Origin of the sequence: Gordonia humi, from assembly GCF_014197435.1 — a bacterium.
In the GTDB taxonomy this organism is placed as follows: Bacteria; Actinomycetota; Actinomycetes; order Mycobacteriales; family Mycobacteriaceae; genus Gordonia; species Gordonia humi.
Window position 1 is genome coordinate 1,620,957 of sequence record NZ_JACIFP010000001.1, and the last position, 15,280, is coordinate 1,636,236.

Consider the following 15,280-nt stretch of genomic DNA (forward strand, 5'->3'; position numbering starts at 1 on the left):
CGGCGGAAATGCCTCTGAACTGCAGTTAAGGTATGCCGTACCTGGCTAGACGATTGAGAAATTCCGATTACTCTTGACTGTGTTCGAAACAATTCCCGCGTCTTTCCGATACGAATTCGCGGTCGAGAGTCAGGTGTATTCCTATGAAGATGAGTGAAGGCCTCGAAGTCGCTTTCGTCAAGCAGATCACCCGTGAGTACGAGTCGTCGTTCCTCTACCGTCAGCTCGCCATCGAGGTGGAGCTGCGCGATCTGCCGGGTATGGCGTCGTGGCTGCGCGCCCAGGCCGCCGAAGAGCTCACCCACGCCGAGAAGCTGATCACCCACCTCACCGACCGGGACAACCACCCGGTGATCGGTGACATCTCGATCCCGTCGATCAAGGTCGAGGAGATCGCCGACGTCTTCGAGACCGCGCTCGAGGCCGAGCGGGCGGTGTCCGCGGGCATCCGTGAGCTGTACCGCCAGGCGGAGGAGGAGCACGATCTCGACTCGCGTCCCACCATCGACTGGTTCATCTCCGAGCAGGTCGAGGAGGAGGCCACGGTCTCGGAGATCCTCGGCCGACTCCGCATGGTCGCGGGCGACGGTTCGGGCCTGCTGCGCATCGACGCCGAGCTGGCCTCCAGCGGCGTCTGAGCCATTCCCACGCCAAGCGAATCGCCCCGTCCTTCTCACGAAGGGCGGGGCGATTCGCTCAGTGCGTTGCGATGTCAGCCGATGACGCGTTTGAGTTTCGCGGACAGCCTCGGCGTGAGTTCGCCGTCGGCGTCGACGCGTTCTTCGACGTACGCGAGGTCGCCGTCGGGGACCAGGCCGTAGAGCCGCTTGGCGCCACCGGTGTGGACGCCGGTCTCGGTGCGGATCGTGACATCGGTCGTCAGATTCCAGGACGTCTGATTCAGCGGGCGCCCGTAGAACAGTTCGACGACGCCTTCGGCGTGCGTCAGGAGCAACTCGATGTCGTCGCTCTCGCTGATCCGCCAGAAACCGGATTCGCGGAGATCGGGCCGCACGTAGGCGCCCTCCTCGTCGAGGACCCATGAGCGCGACTGCCAGACGAGGTAGTCGCCGCCGTCATGGGAGACGACGATCTGCTGGCCGAACTGGTAGTCGTCGCCGGTGATCGGGTTGTGGCCTTCGCCTTCGCCTTCCCAGACACCGACCAGTGGCAGCAGCGCGAGAAGCGCGGAACTCAGGTCCGGGCCCTCGCGGAGGTTGGCCGTGTCGATCGGCAGCGGAAGATCACCGATCGCCGGCACGTTCTTGCCGGCGGTCTCCTGAGCTCGGAGCTCAGCGTCGGAGATCGCCTCGTTGCCGGAACGAGTCATGACTCGTCGTTCACCAGGCGGTAGACGGTGTACAGGGCGAACCACACGATGAGCACGGTCGCCAGGCCAAGGAGGATTTCGAAGAAGAGGACCACGGAAGCGATTCTACCGCCCGACGGTGTCATCGCATGACCCCGGTCCGCGACTGCCGGATATGTCACATCCCGTCGACACCTGCGCGGTATCGGATCGGTTCGATCGGGGAGTCGGTGGCGAATGCGTGTCGGAAGGATTCCGGGAAGGCCGATGCCCCGGTCCGCTCGAGCGGACCGGGGCATCGGCTATGTCTGCGATGGACCTACTTCGCGACGGTGACGTCCTGGTTGTGGACGCCGGGGCCCTCGGGCGAGACGGTGACGTCGCCGTTGCCCTGCGAGCTGAGTGCGCGGAGCGTCCAGGTGCCGGGAGCGGCGAAGAAGCGGAAGTCGCCGGTCGCCGACGCGACGACTTCGGCGGTGAACTCGCCGGTGCCGTCGAGCAGACGGACGAAGGCGCCCGCGACGGGGTTTCCCGAACCGTCGACGACTTGACCGGTCAGGACGGTCTCCTTCTCCACGTCGACGCCGGACGGGAGGTTCTGACCCTGCTTGGGTGCTGCACACATGTGTCCATTCCTCTCAGATGAAGTCGACGACTAGATCTCGACCGGGGCGCCGACCAGCGAGCCGTACTCGACCCAGCTGCCGTCGTAGTTCTTCACGTTCTTCTTGCCCAGCAGTTCCTGCAGAACGAACCACGTGTGGCTCGAACGCTCGCCGATGCGGCAGTAGGCGATGGTCTCCTTGGCGTCGTCGAAGCCCTTGTCCGCGTACAGTGCGGTGAGGTCGTCGTCGGACTTGAAGGTGCCGTCCTCGTTGGCGGTCGACGACCACGGGATGTTGATCGCGCCCGGAACGTGACCGCGCTGCTGAGCCTGCTCCTGCGGGAGGTGCGCCGGCGCGGCGATCTTGCCGGAGAACTCGTCGGGGCTGCGGACGTCCACCAGGTTCTTGGAGCCGATCGAGTCGATGACCTCGTCGCGGAAGGCGCGGATCGAGGTGTCGGCGGCCTGCGCGACGTAGTCGGTGGCCTCGCGGGTCACGGCGTCGCTGCTGAGCTCGCGGCCGTCGAGCTCCCACTTCTTGCGGCCGCCGTCGAGCAGACGGACATCCTGGTGACCGTAGATCTTGAAGTACCAGTAGGCGTACGCGGCGAACCAGTTGTTGTTGCCGCCGTACAGGACCACGGTGTCGTCGTTGGCGACGCCGCGCTCGGACAGCAGCTTCGAGAAGCCCTCGGCGTCCAGGAAGTCGCGGCGGACGCCGTCCTGCAGGTCCTTGCGCCAGTCCAGGCGGATGGCGCCCGGGATGTGGTTCAGGTCGTAGATGGAGGTGTCTTCGTCGACCTCGACGAACACGACCTTGTCGGTGTTCAGATTCTGCTCAGCCCAATCGGCGCTGACCAGGACGTCGGAGCGTGCCATGTGTGTTCCTTTCGCTGCAGGTGTGCGTGCTCGCCCGCCGGGCGGTCGCAGGACCGGGTTGGATTCGGGGACGAATCTACAACAGCGAATGCCGAGCGGACGGGCGTCAGCGGCCGTGAAAATCTCGGGGCTTGACAATCCGCGACTTCGTGTTCCCGGCGACGATGAGATCGCTTCCCCTGCTCAGGGCCTTGTCGGCGGCGACGTTCCAGGCCATCGGGAGCACCGGAAGGACGGCGGAGAAGCGGTCGAGAACATGTGCGTAAAACTCCGCCGGGACATCGTCGGAGTAGTGCATCTCGGGGCCGTCGTACAGCTTGGTCGCCTCGATGTGAACACGACCGTCGTCGCCGACGAATACTTTTGCGCTCACGCTGACCTTGGCCTTGGCCGCGGTGTACTCGACTGCCGACGGCGGATACTGCCCTTGCCGCTCGGGAGATCCGGGGAACGGAACGGTGCCGCTGAGCATGATGCCGTCGGTGCGCTCCACCAGACCGTCGCCCGGGCCGCCCGCTCCGGCCTTGTCCTCCGGGCCCGGAGTGTTGATGTAGAGGTCGGTGATCCCCATGAGTCGGCCGAGATTCACCGAGTCGATGCGGGTCTCCGCATCGACGGAGCCCGCGGCGATCTCCGTGTCGGCGTCGACCTCCCAGATGCTGCCGGTCGCGGCGTCACCGAGCCTGGCGTCCATCGTCACCGTGCATTCTCCGCGGTCGCCGCAGCCGCCGACGCGGACTCCGCGGGCGCTGACCAGGATCGATGGGAACGGCCCGGACGTGTCGGTCAGGAACGGAAACCCGCCGATCGTGACCTCCGGCTCGAACCGCACGCCCGCCGACTGCTCCACGGCCGCCGCCAGTCGATGTTCGGCGCGCGAGGCCGCGACGTTGTCGGCGAGGAAACCGATGACCACGACGATCACCACGACGACCACGGTCGCCGCGGCGACCTGTGCCGCGCGTCGCGCGGGTCGGATTCGGGGCGTGGCGGTCATCGGGTCTATTCTGTCATCACATCTTCTAGGAGCTGCGACCAGCGTCGATCGCACTCAGGCCACGACGAGTGGAGTGGTGAGTGGACCTGTTGCTGTTGACTGCGGAGTCGTCGCCCGACGCCGTACTCGAATCTCTGACATTGCTGCCGCATGAGGTGAGCACCGCGGCGGCGGACACGTCGTCGCTGGTGAACGCGGCCGACGCCGACCTCGTACTGGTGGACGCCCGTACCGATCTGACCACGGCTCGCGGTCTGTGTCGCCTGCTCGAGGCGACCGGTTCCCGCGTGGTCGCGGTGGTCGGGGAGGGCTCCCTGGTGGCGGTGAGCGCCGATTGGGGCATCGACGACTTCCTCCTGCCCGGCACCGGACCGGCGGAACTCGACGCACGGCTTCGTCTGGCGTTGGCGCGAGGAACGTCGCCGGAGCCCGAGCAGTCCGACAAGGTGACCCTCGGTGAGCTCGTCATCGACGAGAGCACCTACACCGCTCGGCTGCGTGGGCGTCCGATCGACCTCACCTACAAGGAGTTCGAACTCCTCAAGTATCTCGCGCAGAACGCCGGCCGCGTGTTCACGCGCGCGCAGCTCCTGCACGAGGTGTGGGGGTACGACTTCTTCGGCGGCACCCGCACCGTCGACGTGCACGTCCGTCGTCTGCGCGCGAAACTCGGCTCCGACCACGAGTCGCTGATCGGCACCGTCCGCAACGTGGGGTACAAGGCGGTGAAGCCCGCCTCGAGCAGATCGTCGGACGAGTCGAACTCGGGCGAGCCCGACTGACCCGGCCGGTCGAGCCCACCCGGTCGCACTACCCTCGAACCCATGAGCAACTCCTTCCCGACCAGAATCGTGCGCGGTGCGTTGACCGCGGCAGACGTCGACACCGCACTGGCGATGATCGCCACGGCCGAGGCGGTGGACGGGGTCGAACCGCTGAGCGAACAGCATCGGCTGGCGATCCGCGACGGGGGAGCGCTGCACGTGCTCACCGAGCACGGCTACGGCAACGTCCTCGCGCCGCGCGAGGGAGAAGCTCCGATGGCCGAAGCCGTGGTTCATCCCGATCACCGGGACGGCGGCCGGGGCCGCGCACTGATCGCGGCGGTCCTCGACGCGGCGACCGAATTCGGCGAGCGACCCCAGGTGTGGGCCCACGGGGACCTGCCCGCCGCCAAGAGGGTCGCGGCCGTGCTCGGTCTGGAACGTCACCGTGAACTCCTGCAGCTGCGCCGTCGCGTGGCCGAGCCGCTGCCGGAGCCGTCCGCGCGCGAGGATCTCGTCGTCCGCACGTACCGTCCGGGCGACGACGCCGAGATCATCCGGGTGAACAACGCGGCCTTCGACTGGCACCCCGAACAAGGGGGCTGGACTCGGCGCGACGTCGATGAGCGGACCGGTTCGGAGTGGTTCGATCCGGCGGGCGTCTTCCTCGCCTTCGACGCCGCCGACCCCGATCGGCTCCTCGGATTCCACTGGACGAAGGTCGACAAGCCCGGGTTGGGCGAGGTGTACATCGTCGGCGTCGACCCGGCGGCACAGGGTCGCGGACTCGGGCGGCTGCTCACCCTCGCTGGGTTGAACTATCTGGCCGATCGCGACCTCGACGAAGTGGAACTGTACGTCGAAGGCGACAACACGGCCGCTCTTCACACCTACCGCAAACTGGGTTTCACCACGTACCGCGGCGACATCACCTATCGAAAGCCGTGACGGCCATCAGGTGATTCGCTCGCGCGTCATCTTCTGTTCGCCTAGTCGACCGCATTGTTATGCGGTCGGACATCTATGCGTCGCCTCCGGCTAACCGGGCGTGGATAGGTTCGCTTCGAACATGCCCCGAAGCAGACCCGAAAGGCCAACGACTCCCATGAGCGTCAACCCCAAGCTCGTTCGCAGCGCCGGAGCCGCCGCCGCCACCGCCGTGGCGGCAACCCTCGTCCTGTCCGCCTGCAGTGGCGGCGACTCCTCCGACGGTGGATCGGTCACCGGCGAGGGCTCGACGGCCCAGCAGAAGGCGATGGAGCACTTCGCCGACGTCCTGACGCAGGAGGGTGGCGTCAACCTCGACTACACCGGCTCCGGTTCCGGTGACGGCATCAAGAAGTTCATCGCGGGCGACGTCGACTTCGCCGGTTCCGACTCGGCCCTGAAGGACGACGAGGCGGCCAAGGCCAAGACCCGCTGCGGAGGCAACGACGCCTGGCACATCCCGCTGGTCGCGGGCCCGGTCGCGGTCGCCTTCAACCTCGACGGCGTGGAGAAGCTGACGCTGAACCCGGCGACCCTCGCGAAGATCTTCGACTCGAAGATCACCAAGTGGAACGATCCGGCCATCGCCGCCCTGAACCCGGGCGTCAAGCTGCCGAGCACCGACATCATCCCGGTGCACCGCAGCGACAGCTCCGGCACCACGGAGAACTTCACCAAGTTCCTCAACGCGAACGCCGCGTCCGACTGGCCGTACGAGCCGAGCAAGGAATGGGCGGGCCACGGCGGCAGCGCCGCCGCGAAGTCGACCGGTGTCGGCGACACCGTGAAGAAGACCCCGGGCTCGATCGCCTACGTCGAGTGGGGATTCGCGACCGAGAACGACGTCCCGGTCTCGCAGATCGACTTCGGTGCCGGTCCCGTCGCGCTGACCTCGGAGACCGCGGGCAAGGCGCTCGACGCCGCGAAGTTCAAGACCCCCGGCAGCAAGGACCTGGCCGTCGACAGCGATGCGCTGTTCACGATGAAGGAGCCGGGCGCGTACCCGCTGATCCTGACGACCTACGAGATCGTCTGCTCCACCGGCTACGACGACTCGTCGGTCTCGGACAACCTGAAGTCGGCGTTCACCACCATTCTCGACAAGGGGCAGGACGGTCTCTCTGACCTCGGATACGTTCCCCTCCCCGACGCGTTCAAGCAGACTCTCCGTGGCACGATCGACGCGCTGTGAGCAGTCCAGACATCACTGTCGGGGCCTCCGTGAGTAGCGGAGCGTCGGCAGAACCCGAGGCGGAGCAGGCTTTCGAGCCTGCTCCGCCTTCGGGCCGTGGAACCCCCTCGCGCTCGACGGGTTCGACCGTCTCCCGGGCCGGGGACCGCGTGATGCGGACCCTGTCGACCGGGTCCGGTCTGCTCGTCTCCGTCGTCATCGGACTGATCGCGATCTTCCTGCTGATCCAGGCGGTGCCGGCCCTCGCTCAGAACACCGAGAACTTCTTCACCTATCAGGGCGCGTGGTCGACGTCGGGCGATCTGAAGTTCGGCATCCCGCGCCAGTTCTACGCGACCGTCCTCGTATCGGTGATCGCGTTGATCATCGCGATGCCGGTCGCATTGGGCATCGCCCTGTTCGTCACCGAGTACGCGCCCAAGAGACTCGCCGGCCCGATCGCCTACACGGTGGATCTGTTGGCGGCCATCCCGTCGATCGTCTACGGCCTGTGGGGCATCCTCGTCCTCGGCCCGGCGATGGTCGGCATCAACGGCTGGCTGGTCGACAACCTCGGCTGGCTGCCGTTCTTCGCCGCGCCGGAGAACGCGGCCAACATGTCGACCGGCGGCACGATGCTCACCGCGGGCATCGTGCTCGCGGTGATGATCCTGCCGGTCATCACGGCCGTCACTCGCGAAGTGTTCTCGCAGACGCCGCACGGGCACCGCGAAGCTGCCCTCGCCCTCGGCGCCAGCCAGTGGGAGGTGGTCCGGTACGCCGTGCTGCCGTTCGGCTTCTCCGGCTACATCTCCGGTTCGATGCTCGGTCTCGGCCGCGCGCTCGGTGAGACGATGGCGCTGATGCTGATCATCTCGACCGCCGGACCGATCAACTTCAACCTGATGGAGAGCGGAGAGACGTTCGCGACGATCATCGCCAACAACGCCGCCGAGTTCGACAATCCGCTGAAGACCGGCGCCTACATCTCGGCCGGTCTGGTGCTGTTCGCCCTCACCTTCATCGTCAACGCGGCCGCTCGTGCCGTGATCTCCAGGAAGGCGTGAGCATGACGACCGCTGATCTGAAACCACGCACCGGTCTCACGTCGATGTCGGGTCGCCGCAGGCTGACCGACAACACCGCGCGTGTGGCCGTCACCCTCGCCGTGCTCCTGGCGGTGCTGCCGCTCGGCTGGCTGGTGTGGACGCTGGTGGCTCGCGGCATCGGCCCGATCCTCGACGTCGACTGGTGGACGTCGTCGGAACGCTACGGGGGCGCGGCGAACGCGATCGTCGGCACCCTGATCCAGACGGCGATCGCCGCCGTCGTCGCAGTGCCTCTCGGCGTGCTCGTCGCGATCTACCTCGTCGAGTACGGGTCCCGTAAGAGCATGCTGACGCGCGTCACGACGTTCATGGTGGACGTCCTCTCGGGTGTTCCGTCGATCGTCGCGGCCCTGTTCGTGTACGCCGTGTGGCGCACGACGCTCGGCCTGCCCCGATCGGGACTGGTCGTGGCTCTGGCGCTGGTGCTGCTGATGGTGCCGCTGGTGGTTCGAGCCACCGAGGAGATGCTCAAGATCGTCTCGCAGGATCTGCGCGAGGCCGCATACGCGTTGGGCGTCCCGAAGTGGAAGACCATTCTGCGGGTGGTGTTGCCGACCGCGATGTCGGGCATCATCACGGGCATCATGCTCGCCGTCGCACGTGTGATGGGCGAGTCCGCGCCGGTGCTGATCCTGGTGGGTGCGACCCGCGCGATGAACCTCAACCCCTTCGAGGGGAACCAACAGTCCCTGCCGCTGATGATGCTGCAGGAGTACAACAAGGGCCCGAGTGGTTTCGACACGGTGTGGGGCGCCGCGCTGACCCTGGTGATCGCGGTCGCGATCGTCTACGTCATCGCCCGTCTGCTCTCCCGGTTCACCGGCCCGATGAAGCAAGGACGCTGACATGGCCAAGAGCCTGACCATTGAAGACCTGAACGTCTACTACGGCGACTTCCACGCCGTCCAGGACGTCTCGTTGAAGATTCGCCCGAAGTCGGTGACCGCGTTCATCGGCCCGTCGGGCTGCGGAAAGTCGACGGTGCTCCGAACGCTGAACCGCATGCACGAGGTGACGCCGGGTGCGTACACCACCGGGTCGGTGAAGCTCGACGACCTCGACCTGTACGGGAAGAACGTCGATCCGGTCGGTGTCCGTACCACGGTCGGCATGGTGTTCCAGCGGGCGAACCCGTTCCCGACCATGTCGATCCGCGACAACGTCGTCGCCGGACTGAAGCTCGGCGGGGTCCGCGACAAGGCCAAGCTCGACGAGGTGGCCGAGGCGAGCCTGCGCGGCGCCAACCTGTGGAACGAGGTCAAGGACCGTCTCGACAAGCCGGGCGGCGGACTGTCCGGCGGTCAGCAGCAGCGTCTGTGCATCGCCCGTGCGATCGCCGTGTCGCCGCAGGTGCTGCTGATGGACGAGCCGTGCTCGGCGCTCGATCCGATCTCGACGCTGGCCATCGAGGACCTGATCGCGGAGCTGAAGAACGAGTACACGATCGTCATCGTCACCCACAACATGCAGCAGGCCGCGCGCGTGAGCGACCAGACCGCGTTCTTCAACCTCGAGGCCACCGGTCGCCCGGGCCGTCTCGTCGAGGTGGACGAGACCGAGACGATGTTCACCAATCCCGGCCGCAAGGAGACCGAGGACTACATCTCGGGTCGCTTCGGATAACCGCGAGACCCGCCACGTACGACGAGCCCTGGTGATCATCACCGGGGCTCGTCGCATCCGTTCGACCGGCCCCCGTCTGGCCGTGCCCGGTCGTCTTCTTCTCGCCGGTCGGGCGTCGAGGCCCTACGCGGACGCGAAGCCGAGCATCGACTTCACTTCGAGGAACTCGTCGAAGGCGTAGTCGCTCCATTCGCGGCCGTTGCCGCTGCGCTTGTAGCCGCCGAACGGCGCCGTCGGGTCGAGCGCGGCGGAGTTCAGCGTGATCGAGCCGGCGCGCAGACGGGAGCCGATGCGGCGGACCTCGTCCAGATCCTCGCCCGACACATAGCCGGCCAGACCGTACTCGGTGTCGTTGCCGATGGCGATCGCCTCGTCGACGTCGTCGTAGGCGATGACCACCAGGACCGGGCCGAACACCTCGGTGCGGGCGATCTCCATGTCGTTGGTGACGCCGGTGAACACGGTCGGCCGCACGTAGTAGCCGGTGTCCAGGCCGTCGGGGCGGCCGGGACCGCCGACGACGGGGGTCGCGCCGTCGGCGACGGCCCGTTCGATCAGCCCCTGGATCTTGTCGAACTGCGGTTCCGAGACTACCGGGCCGAGCTGGACGCCGCTGTTCGGATCGCCGACGGTGATCGCGGAGGCGGTGGCTTTGATGGTCTCGGTGACCTCGTCGAGGCGGCCCGCGGGAACCAGCATCCGACTCGGCGCGTTGCACGACTGTCCCGAGTTCATCATCATCGTGCCGATGCCCGCGGCGACGTTCGCGGCGAGCGATGCGTCGTCGAGGAGGATGTTCGGGCTCTTGCCGCCGAGTTCTTGGGCGACGCGCTTGACACTCGGCGCGGCGTTCCTGGCCACCTCGATCCCGGCGCGTGTGGAGCCGGTGAACGAGATCATGTCGATGTCCGGGTGGGCGGCGAGCGCGGTGCCGACGCCGGGGCCGTCGCCGTTGACGAGATTGAACACCCCGGCGGGGACTCCGGCGGCGTCGAAGACCTCGGCGACGATCGCCGCGGAGAACGGGGCCACCTCGCTCGGCTTGAGGACCATGGTGCAGCCGGTCGCGAGAGCGGGTGCGACCTTGCAGAACACCTGGTTGAGCGGCCAGTTCCACGGGGTGATGAACCCGCAGACGCCGATCGGCTCCTTGACGATGCGCGAGGATCCGCGGTCCTCGGCGAACGAGAACGTCTTGAGCGATTCGGCGGCGGTCGCCAGATGCGCCAGACCCATCGGGACGTGCGCGGCCGCGGCGAGCCCGGCCGGTGCGCCCATCTCCACGGTGACGGCCGCCGCGAGGTCGTCGGCCCGCTTCTGATACTCGGTGATCACCGCGCCGATGACGGCGAGTCGTTCGTCGACGCTGGTCTGCGACCACGTCTCGAAGGCTCGTCGTGCGGCGGCGACGGCCGCGTCGACGTCGGCCGGACCGCCGAGCGCGACGGTGCCGGCGACCTGTTCGGTGGCCGGATCGACGACGTCGAGAGTGCCCGCTCCGTCGACCGGAGCCACCCACCGGCCGTCGATGTAGAACTGGTTGAGATCGGTCATGTGTCCGCCGTTCTGTGCTGGAGAGTGATGCCTGTGTCGATTACAGCTGGTTTCAGGTCGTTTCGGGCCGGACTCGGTAAGCCCACGACGACTCCTCCCGTTTCTTCATCGCTTCGATCGCCTCGTGGTGTCTGCGGGCGTGATACGCGAGCGGGAAGTAGGTGAGTCGTTCGGGCAGCACCCGGTACGCGGTGCGGATCAGCGCGTAGACGCGTTCGAGTCGGCGTTGTTCCTTCATGGTCCATTCGACGCCGATCATGGCGCGCAGGCGTGGATCGAGGAGCCCGACGATCGACAGATAGACGAAGTTCAGCGGCCCGCGGGCCGCGGCCCTGCACAGCGGTACCGCGAACTTCGGGATCCTCGAATCGATGTCGGCCGGGCCGTTCCGCATCGTCTCGATGATCTCGAACGAGCGGTCGCTGGGGGTCAGGACGTCGGAGATCATGCGGTCGAAGTAGTCGTGGAACTCGGCGTCCGAGGCCGGGTATCCCTTCATCGGCACGTGCAGCAGACGTGCCAGACGACGGTTGTCGCGGAGGAGCTCGACGCGCTCGTCGTAGGTGAAGTCGCGTCCGACGAGCAGCGGTCCGGCTTTGACCGTCGTGATGTACGCGGTCGCGATGACCCACTGATACGGCTCGGGGTTCAGTGCGCTGATGTGCTTGCCGCTGCTCGGGCTGCGCATGGTGAGCGGCTCGTGCAGGGAGCGCACGCGGTCGCCCTCCGGGGCCGCTTCGAGCCCGCCGTAGGTCCAGCGCAGCACCGAGTCGACCGAGCGGATCGCCCGACCGCCCGGATCGGTGTACGCCGCCGAATGGCGTTCGACGATCTCGGCGATGCTCGGGTGCATGCCCTGCATGAAGAACGCGGCGCCCTCGAGAACGAGATACGTCCAGTGCCCGACCATCTCCGCGGTGAGCGAGTCGGGCGGCACGATCACCTCGGTGTCGTCCGCGATCTCCGGCTCGACGTGGTACTCGATCGTCTCGTCCGTGTGTGCAATCGGCATGCCGCCACCCTCCATATCTGAGAACGAACGTTATCAGACATGGGTGAGGTGAGACACGTTTTGCGATGGTCGGTCCCGCCGTCGAGCCGATCGGCACATCCGCGGCGCTCGACGACAGTCGCGGCAGTCCCGAATGCCGCTGATGTCGCCGGCGGCCGCGGATATCGCAGAGCGCCGAACGCGGAGGCTTTACGAGGCGTCGAGCAACTGCTCGGGAGTCTTACCCGTGGCCTGGAAGACGACGCGGCGCGCGATGAGGACGGCGTGGTCGGCGTAGCGCTCGTAGTAGCGGCCGAGGAGGGTGACGTCGACGGCGGCGGAGACGCCGTGCTCCCACTCGCGGTCCATCATCACGGTGAACAGGTGGCGATGAAGATCGTCCATCGCGTCGTCGTCGTCCATGAGGGTGAGGGCGTCCTGGTAGTCCTGCGTCTCGAGGATGCGTCGCGCATTGCCTGCGAGCTCGACGGCGAGACGGCCCATCTCCTCGAAGTAGCCCGCTACTTCGTCGGGGAGGACCTTGGCGGGATGGCGCCGTCGCGCGACCTTGGCGACATGGAGGGCCAGTGCCCCCATGCGATCGATCTCGGAGACGAGCTGGAAACCGGAGACGATCGATCGGAGATCGCCCGCGACCGGCGCCTGGAGCGCCATGAGTTGGAAGGCGAGGTCCTCGGCTTCGACCGATCGTTCGGTGACCGTGTCGTGGTCGGAGATGACTTTTTCGGCGAGTTCGAGGTCGGCTTCGAGGAGGGCGCGGGTGGCGAGTTCCATCTCGCGCCCGACCTCGGCGACCATCTCGCCGAGTACGGAGTTCAGGGCAGTCATCTGCTCCTGGTAGGCGTCACGCATATGCCGAGTGTACTGATCGTCGGGGAACGTGCAGCGCAGGCCGGAGTGAATCGCGAGTGAACTCTGTGAGGCGGGTCAGCTGCACGTGGTGTCGCCGGCGTTGGTGACGGCGAGGTCGTTGGGGAGGTCGCCGTGGTCGGTGTTCTCGGGGAGCTGCCCCACGGTGAGCGTCGATCCGGCTGCCGGGACGGCGCCGATGGTGCCGACTCCGCCGAAGCTGGAGCCGATGATCACCTGGACTCCGGTCTTGACCGTCTTGTCGAGTTGGATCTTGGCGCCGGGGAACATGGCGGCGATGGTGGCCGCCGAATCCTGCTCGCCGGAACCGTAGCGGACGACGGTGTCGGTCTGCTCGACGGAGGCGTCGCCGATGCCTGACGACACGTCGATGTCCTGCCGGAGGAGCTCGTTCATGACGTCGTTGGCCGCACCCGGCACACCGGATCCGTTGAGGACTCGCACCGTCAGGTTGCCCGTGTGCTGCGCGGTCATCTCGCCGCGGTCCGCGGGGGCGGGTGTCGCCGTGGTGGCGGGCGCGTCCTTCTTCTCCTCCTCCTTCTTCGCCTTCTTCTCGCCGGGCAGCGGCTGATCGTCGATGATCGCGTTGAAGATGGCGTCGATGTCCTCGGTGCGCGGGATCTCGTTGTTCTGTCCGTCGGTGGAGGTGCCCGATGTGGGAATCGTCAGGAAGGTGACCCGACCGGCGTCCATGCCCTGCATCGACTGGGCGAGATCGATCAGCGAGTTGGTGTCGACCTGGTCCACGAAGCTGTACTTGGTGAACGTGTCGACGATGTCGTTGAGCTTGCGCGGATTGGTGATCACATCGCTGGAGAGGGTGGAACGCAGCAGCGACGACAGGAACAGCTGCTGGCGTTTGATGCGGCCGTAGTCGCCGTTGCCCTCGACGGCGATGTGCCGCGCCCGCACGTAGTTCAGGGCCTGCTTCGGGGTCAGCGTGATGTTCTTGCCGGTGGTCTTGACGATGTAGCCGATCTGATCGTCGAACAGCGGCACCGTGGAGCACACCTGCACCCCGCCGATGGCGCGGACGACGTGCTCGAAACCGGCGAAGTCCATCGCGATGAAATGGTTGATGTTCAGGCCACTCATCTGGGTGATGGTCTGGACCAGGCACTTCGGCCCGCCGTCGGCGAACACACCGTTGATCTTGACGTCGTTCTCCGCGGGGAGGACACCGCTGTACGTCTTGGTGCCGTAATCCCAGTTCTGGCATTCGGGACGGTCGACGGCGAGGTCGCGCGGCCACGACACGGCGACCACGCGGCTGCGGTCGGCCGGGATGTTCACCAGCAGGATGGTGTCGGCGCGCGCGCCTTCGACGGTGTCCGCCTCGCCCGCGCCGACGTCGCCGTTCTGGCCGCTGCGGGTGTCGGTGCCGACGATCAGATACGTCTCGTCGCCGTACTGGCCCTCGATGTTGCGGATGTTCTTGTCACTCGGGTCGAGTGCGTTGACGACGTTCCACGCTCCGTCGATGGTGCGCGTCATGTTCCAGACGTATCCGGTGCCGACGAGCGCGAGGATGCACGCGAGTGCGACGAGGACACGGCCGGTGTTGGTCGCGGTCTTGCGGGCACGGTCGCGGCCGGTCGCCTCCGGTCTGGCGGGTCGGACGCGGGCGATGACATCGGTGAGGTCGGGCGTCGGCTGCAGCGGCCGACGACGCGGTCGTTCGATCGGCTCGTCCATCGGCTCGGCGTCGTCGGTCGACGCTGCCGCGGCCGGTTCGGCGCGGGGCGGCACCTGAGCGCGGGACTCGTCGGTGGCCCGAGCCGCCGTCGCCTCGTCCGACAGGTCGACGGCTTCCCACTCGTAGCCGGCGATCGGCGGAATCGACTGTGTCGGCTCGGGTTCGGGCTCGACAGGCGTCGGCGGCTGCTCGGCGTGAGGCGGCGTCGCCGGCGGCGCGGGCTGCTGCGGCGGTCGAGGACGTCGGGACTCCGGAGCCGGACGCTGCGCGGTGGGACGCTGCCGCGGTGGAGGCGGGGGCTGCGGGGTGTGCCGCCGCGGCCGCTGATCGGCGGGTCGGTCGGCCGCGGCGTCCTCGACGCCCATCTGCTCCATGAGCTGACGGACGGTCAGTCGTCCCTGCGGTCGCGAATACTGCTGACGGGACGGTTCGCGGAGACGGCCGCCCTCGCTCCGCTCACCCGAACCGCTCGGCTCGGCCGTCGGATCGACGCGCGGGATGGACCCGGTGTCGCCGAAACGGTCGCGGAACTCGTACGAGTCAGACGACCGACCGGCGCGACGGGACCGCCTGGGCGGCGTCGACTGGGCGTCCGGCTGGTCGTCGCCGGGGCGGTCTGAACTCACAGGTGAACCTCACTGGTCAAGGGCTTCGGACATTCTAAAGGCCCGACCTGAAAGTTTGATGATGGACGAGCTCGCGACG

General features: G+C 67.1%; 15 protein-coding genes. 7 read left to right on the forward strand and 8 right to left on the reverse strand.

The annotated features are described in order from the left end of the window. Nucleotides 1-143 precede the first annotated feature (143 nt). Nucleotides 144-638, forward strand: coding sequence for a ferritin (locus tag BKA16_RS07560; RefSeq protein ID WP_183370090.1), 495 nt, complete (start codon nucleotides 144-146; stop codon nucleotides 636-638). Between the two features lie 74 nt (nucleotides 639-712). Here BKA16_RS07560 and BKA16_RS07565 read toward each other — a convergent pair whose 3' ends face one another. The 4 genes from BKA16_RS07565 to BKA16_RS07580 form a co-directional block, all read right to left on the reverse strand. Further along, complete coding sequence (locus BKA16_RS07565; protein WP_183370091.1) at nucleotides 713-1,330, reverse strand: heme-binding beta-barrel domain-containing protein; 618 nt, start codon at nucleotides 1,328-1,330, stop codon at nucleotides 713-715. Between the two features lie 298 nt (nucleotides 1,331-1,628). Next, on the reverse strand, nucleotides 1,629-1,934 hold the full coding sequence (locus tag BKA16_RS07570; RefSeq protein WP_183370092.1) for a DUF1416 domain-containing protein: 306 nt from the start codon (nucleotides 1,932-1,934) through the stop codon (nucleotides 1,629-1,631). A 30-nt stretch (nucleotides 1,935-1,964) separates the two neighbouring features. Next, nucleotides 1,965-2,792 (reverse strand): sulfurtransferase, encoded by an 828-nt coding sequence (locus BKA16_RS07575; RefSeq protein WP_183370093.1) that lies wholly within the window; start codon nucleotides 2,790-2,792, stop codon nucleotides 1,965-1,967. A gap of 106 nt (nucleotides 2,793-2,898) precedes the next feature. Next, entirely contained in the window at nucleotides 2,899-3,789 is an 891-nt protein-coding gene (locus tag BKA16_RS07580; protein WP_183370094.1) for an LmeA family phospholipid-binding protein, read from the reverse strand. 80 nt (nucleotides 3,790-3,869) lie between these two features. Here BKA16_RS07580 and BKA16_RS07585 point away from each other — a divergent pair, with 80 nt between their 5' ends. From BKA16_RS07585 to pstB, 6 genes are all read left to right on the forward strand, one after another. Next, nucleotides 3,870-4,571, forward strand: a complete 702-nt coding sequence (locus BKA16_RS07585) for a winged helix-turn-helix domain-containing protein (RefSeq protein ID WP_183370095.1) — start codon at nucleotides 3,870-3,872, stop codon at nucleotides 4,569-4,571. A gap of 42 nt (nucleotides 4,572-4,613) precedes the next feature. Next, nucleotides 4,614-5,501 (forward strand): mycothiol synthase, encoded by an 888-nt coding sequence (gene mshD / locus BKA16_RS07590; RefSeq protein WP_183370096.1) that lies wholly within the window; start codon nucleotides 4,614-4,616, stop codon nucleotides 5,499-5,501. A 157-nt stretch (nucleotides 5,502-5,658) separates the two neighbouring features. Further along, nucleotides 5,659-6,732 (forward strand): phosphate ABC transporter substrate-binding protein PstS, encoded by a 1,074-nt coding sequence (gene pstS / locus BKA16_RS07595; RefSeq protein ID WP_183370097.1) that lies wholly within the window; start codon nucleotides 5,659-5,661, stop codon nucleotides 6,730-6,732. A 29-nt stretch (nucleotides 6,733-6,761) separates the two neighbouring features. Next, on the forward strand, nucleotides 6,762-7,778 hold the full coding sequence (pstC, locus tag BKA16_RS07600) for a phosphate ABC transporter permease subunit PstC (RefSeq protein WP_382426733.1): 1,017 nt from the start codon (nucleotides 6,762-6,764) through the stop codon (nucleotides 7,776-7,778). 2 nt (nucleotides 7,779-7,780) lie between these two features. Next, nucleotides 7,781-8,665 carry a phosphate ABC transporter permease PstA gene (gene pstA, locus BKA16_RS07605; RefSeq protein ID WP_183370099.1) on the forward strand — a complete coding sequence of 295 codons (885 nt, stop codon included), beginning with the start codon at nucleotides 7,781-7,783 and terminating at the stop codon, nucleotides 8,663-8,665. 1 nt (nucleotide 8,666) lies between these two features. Further along, nucleotides 8,667-9,443, forward strand: a complete 777-nt coding sequence (gene pstB / locus BKA16_RS07610; protein ID WP_183370100.1) for a phosphate ABC transporter ATP-binding protein PstB — start codon at nucleotides 8,667-8,669, stop codon at nucleotides 9,441-9,443. A 123-nt stretch (nucleotides 9,444-9,566) separates the two neighbouring features. Here the strand turns inward: pstB and BKA16_RS07615 are convergent, their stop codons facing one another. The 4 genes from BKA16_RS07615 to BKA16_RS07630 all read right to left on the reverse strand — a co-directional run bounded on the left by BKA16_RS07615 (nucleotide 9,567) and on the right by BKA16_RS07630 (nucleotide 15,201). Next, nucleotides 9,567-10,997 carry an aldehyde dehydrogenase family protein gene (locus BKA16_RS07615; RefSeq protein ID WP_183370101.1) on the reverse strand — a complete coding sequence of 477 codons (1,431 nt, stop codon included), beginning with the start codon at nucleotides 10,995-10,997 and terminating at the stop codon, nucleotides 9,567-9,569. A 52-nt stretch (nucleotides 10,998-11,049) separates the two neighbouring features. After that, the gene (locus tag BKA16_RS07620) at nucleotides 11,050-12,009 is read right to left on the reverse strand and encodes an oxygenase MpaB family protein (RefSeq protein ID WP_183370102.1); all 960 of its coding nucleotides are present in this window, start codon (nucleotides 12,007-12,009) and stop codon (nucleotides 11,050-11,052) included. A 189-nt stretch (nucleotides 12,010-12,198) separates the two neighbouring features. Continuing rightward, nucleotides 12,199-12,861, reverse strand: coding sequence for a phosphate signaling complex protein PhoU (phoU, locus tag BKA16_RS07625; RefSeq protein WP_183370103.1), 663 nt, complete (start codon nucleotides 12,859-12,861; stop codon nucleotides 12,199-12,201). A gap of 75 nt (nucleotides 12,862-12,936) precedes the next feature. Further along, a complete protein-coding gene (locus BKA16_RS07630) occupies nucleotides 12,937-15,201 on the reverse strand; it encodes an LCP family glycopolymer transferase (RefSeq protein WP_183370104.1) in 2,265 nt (754 codons plus the stop codon). Between the last annotated feature and the right edge of the window lie 79 nt (nucleotides 15,202-15,280).

Excerpts from the sequence above, each read along its gene's own strand:
- BKA16_RS07560 (WP_183370090.1), top strand. The coding sequence starts at position 144 with ATGAAGATGAGTGAAGGCCTCGAAGTCGCTTTCGTCAAGCAGATCACC.
- BKA16_RS07565 (WP_183370091.1), bottom strand. The coding sequence starts at position 1,330 with ATGACTCGTTCCGGCAACGAGGCGATCTCCGACGCTGAGCTCCGAGCT.
- BKA16_RS07570 (WP_183370092.1), bottom strand. The coding sequence starts at position 1,934 with ATGTGTGCAGCACCCAAGCAGGGTCAGAACCTCCCGTCCGGCGTCGAC.
- BKA16_RS07575 (WP_183370093.1), bottom strand. The coding sequence starts at position 2,792 with ATGGCACGCTCCGACGTCCTGGTCAGCGCCGATTGGGCTGAGCAGAAT.
- BKA16_RS07580 (WP_183370094.1), bottom strand. The coding sequence starts at position 3,789 with ATGACCGCCACGCCCCGAATCCGACCCGCGCGACGCGCGGCACAGGTC.
- mshD (WP_183370096.1), top strand. The coding sequence starts at position 4,614 with ATGAGCAACTCCTTCCCGACCAGAATCGTGCGCGGTGCGTTGACCGCG.
- pstS (WP_183370097.1), top strand. The coding sequence starts at position 5,659 with ATGAGCGTCAACCCCAAGCTCGTTCGCAGCGCCGGAGCCGCCGCCGCC.
- pstA (WP_183370099.1), top strand. The coding sequence starts at position 7,781 with ATGACGACCGCTGATCTGAAACCACGCACCGGTCTCACGTCGATGTCG.
- pstB (WP_183370100.1), top strand. The coding sequence starts at position 8,667 with ATGGCCAAGAGCCTGACCATTGAAGACCTGAACGTCTACTACGGCGAC.
- BKA16_RS07615 (WP_183370101.1), bottom strand. The coding sequence starts at position 10,997 with ATGACCGATCTCAACCAGTTCTACATCGACGGCCGGTGGGTGGCTCCG.
- BKA16_RS07620 (WP_183370102.1), bottom strand. The coding sequence starts at position 12,009 with ATGCCGATTGCACACACGGACGAGACGATCGAGTACCACGTCGAGCCG.
- phoU (WP_183370103.1), bottom strand. The coding sequence starts at position 12,861 with ATGCGTGACGCCTACCAGGAGCAGATGACTGCCCTGAACTCCGTACTC.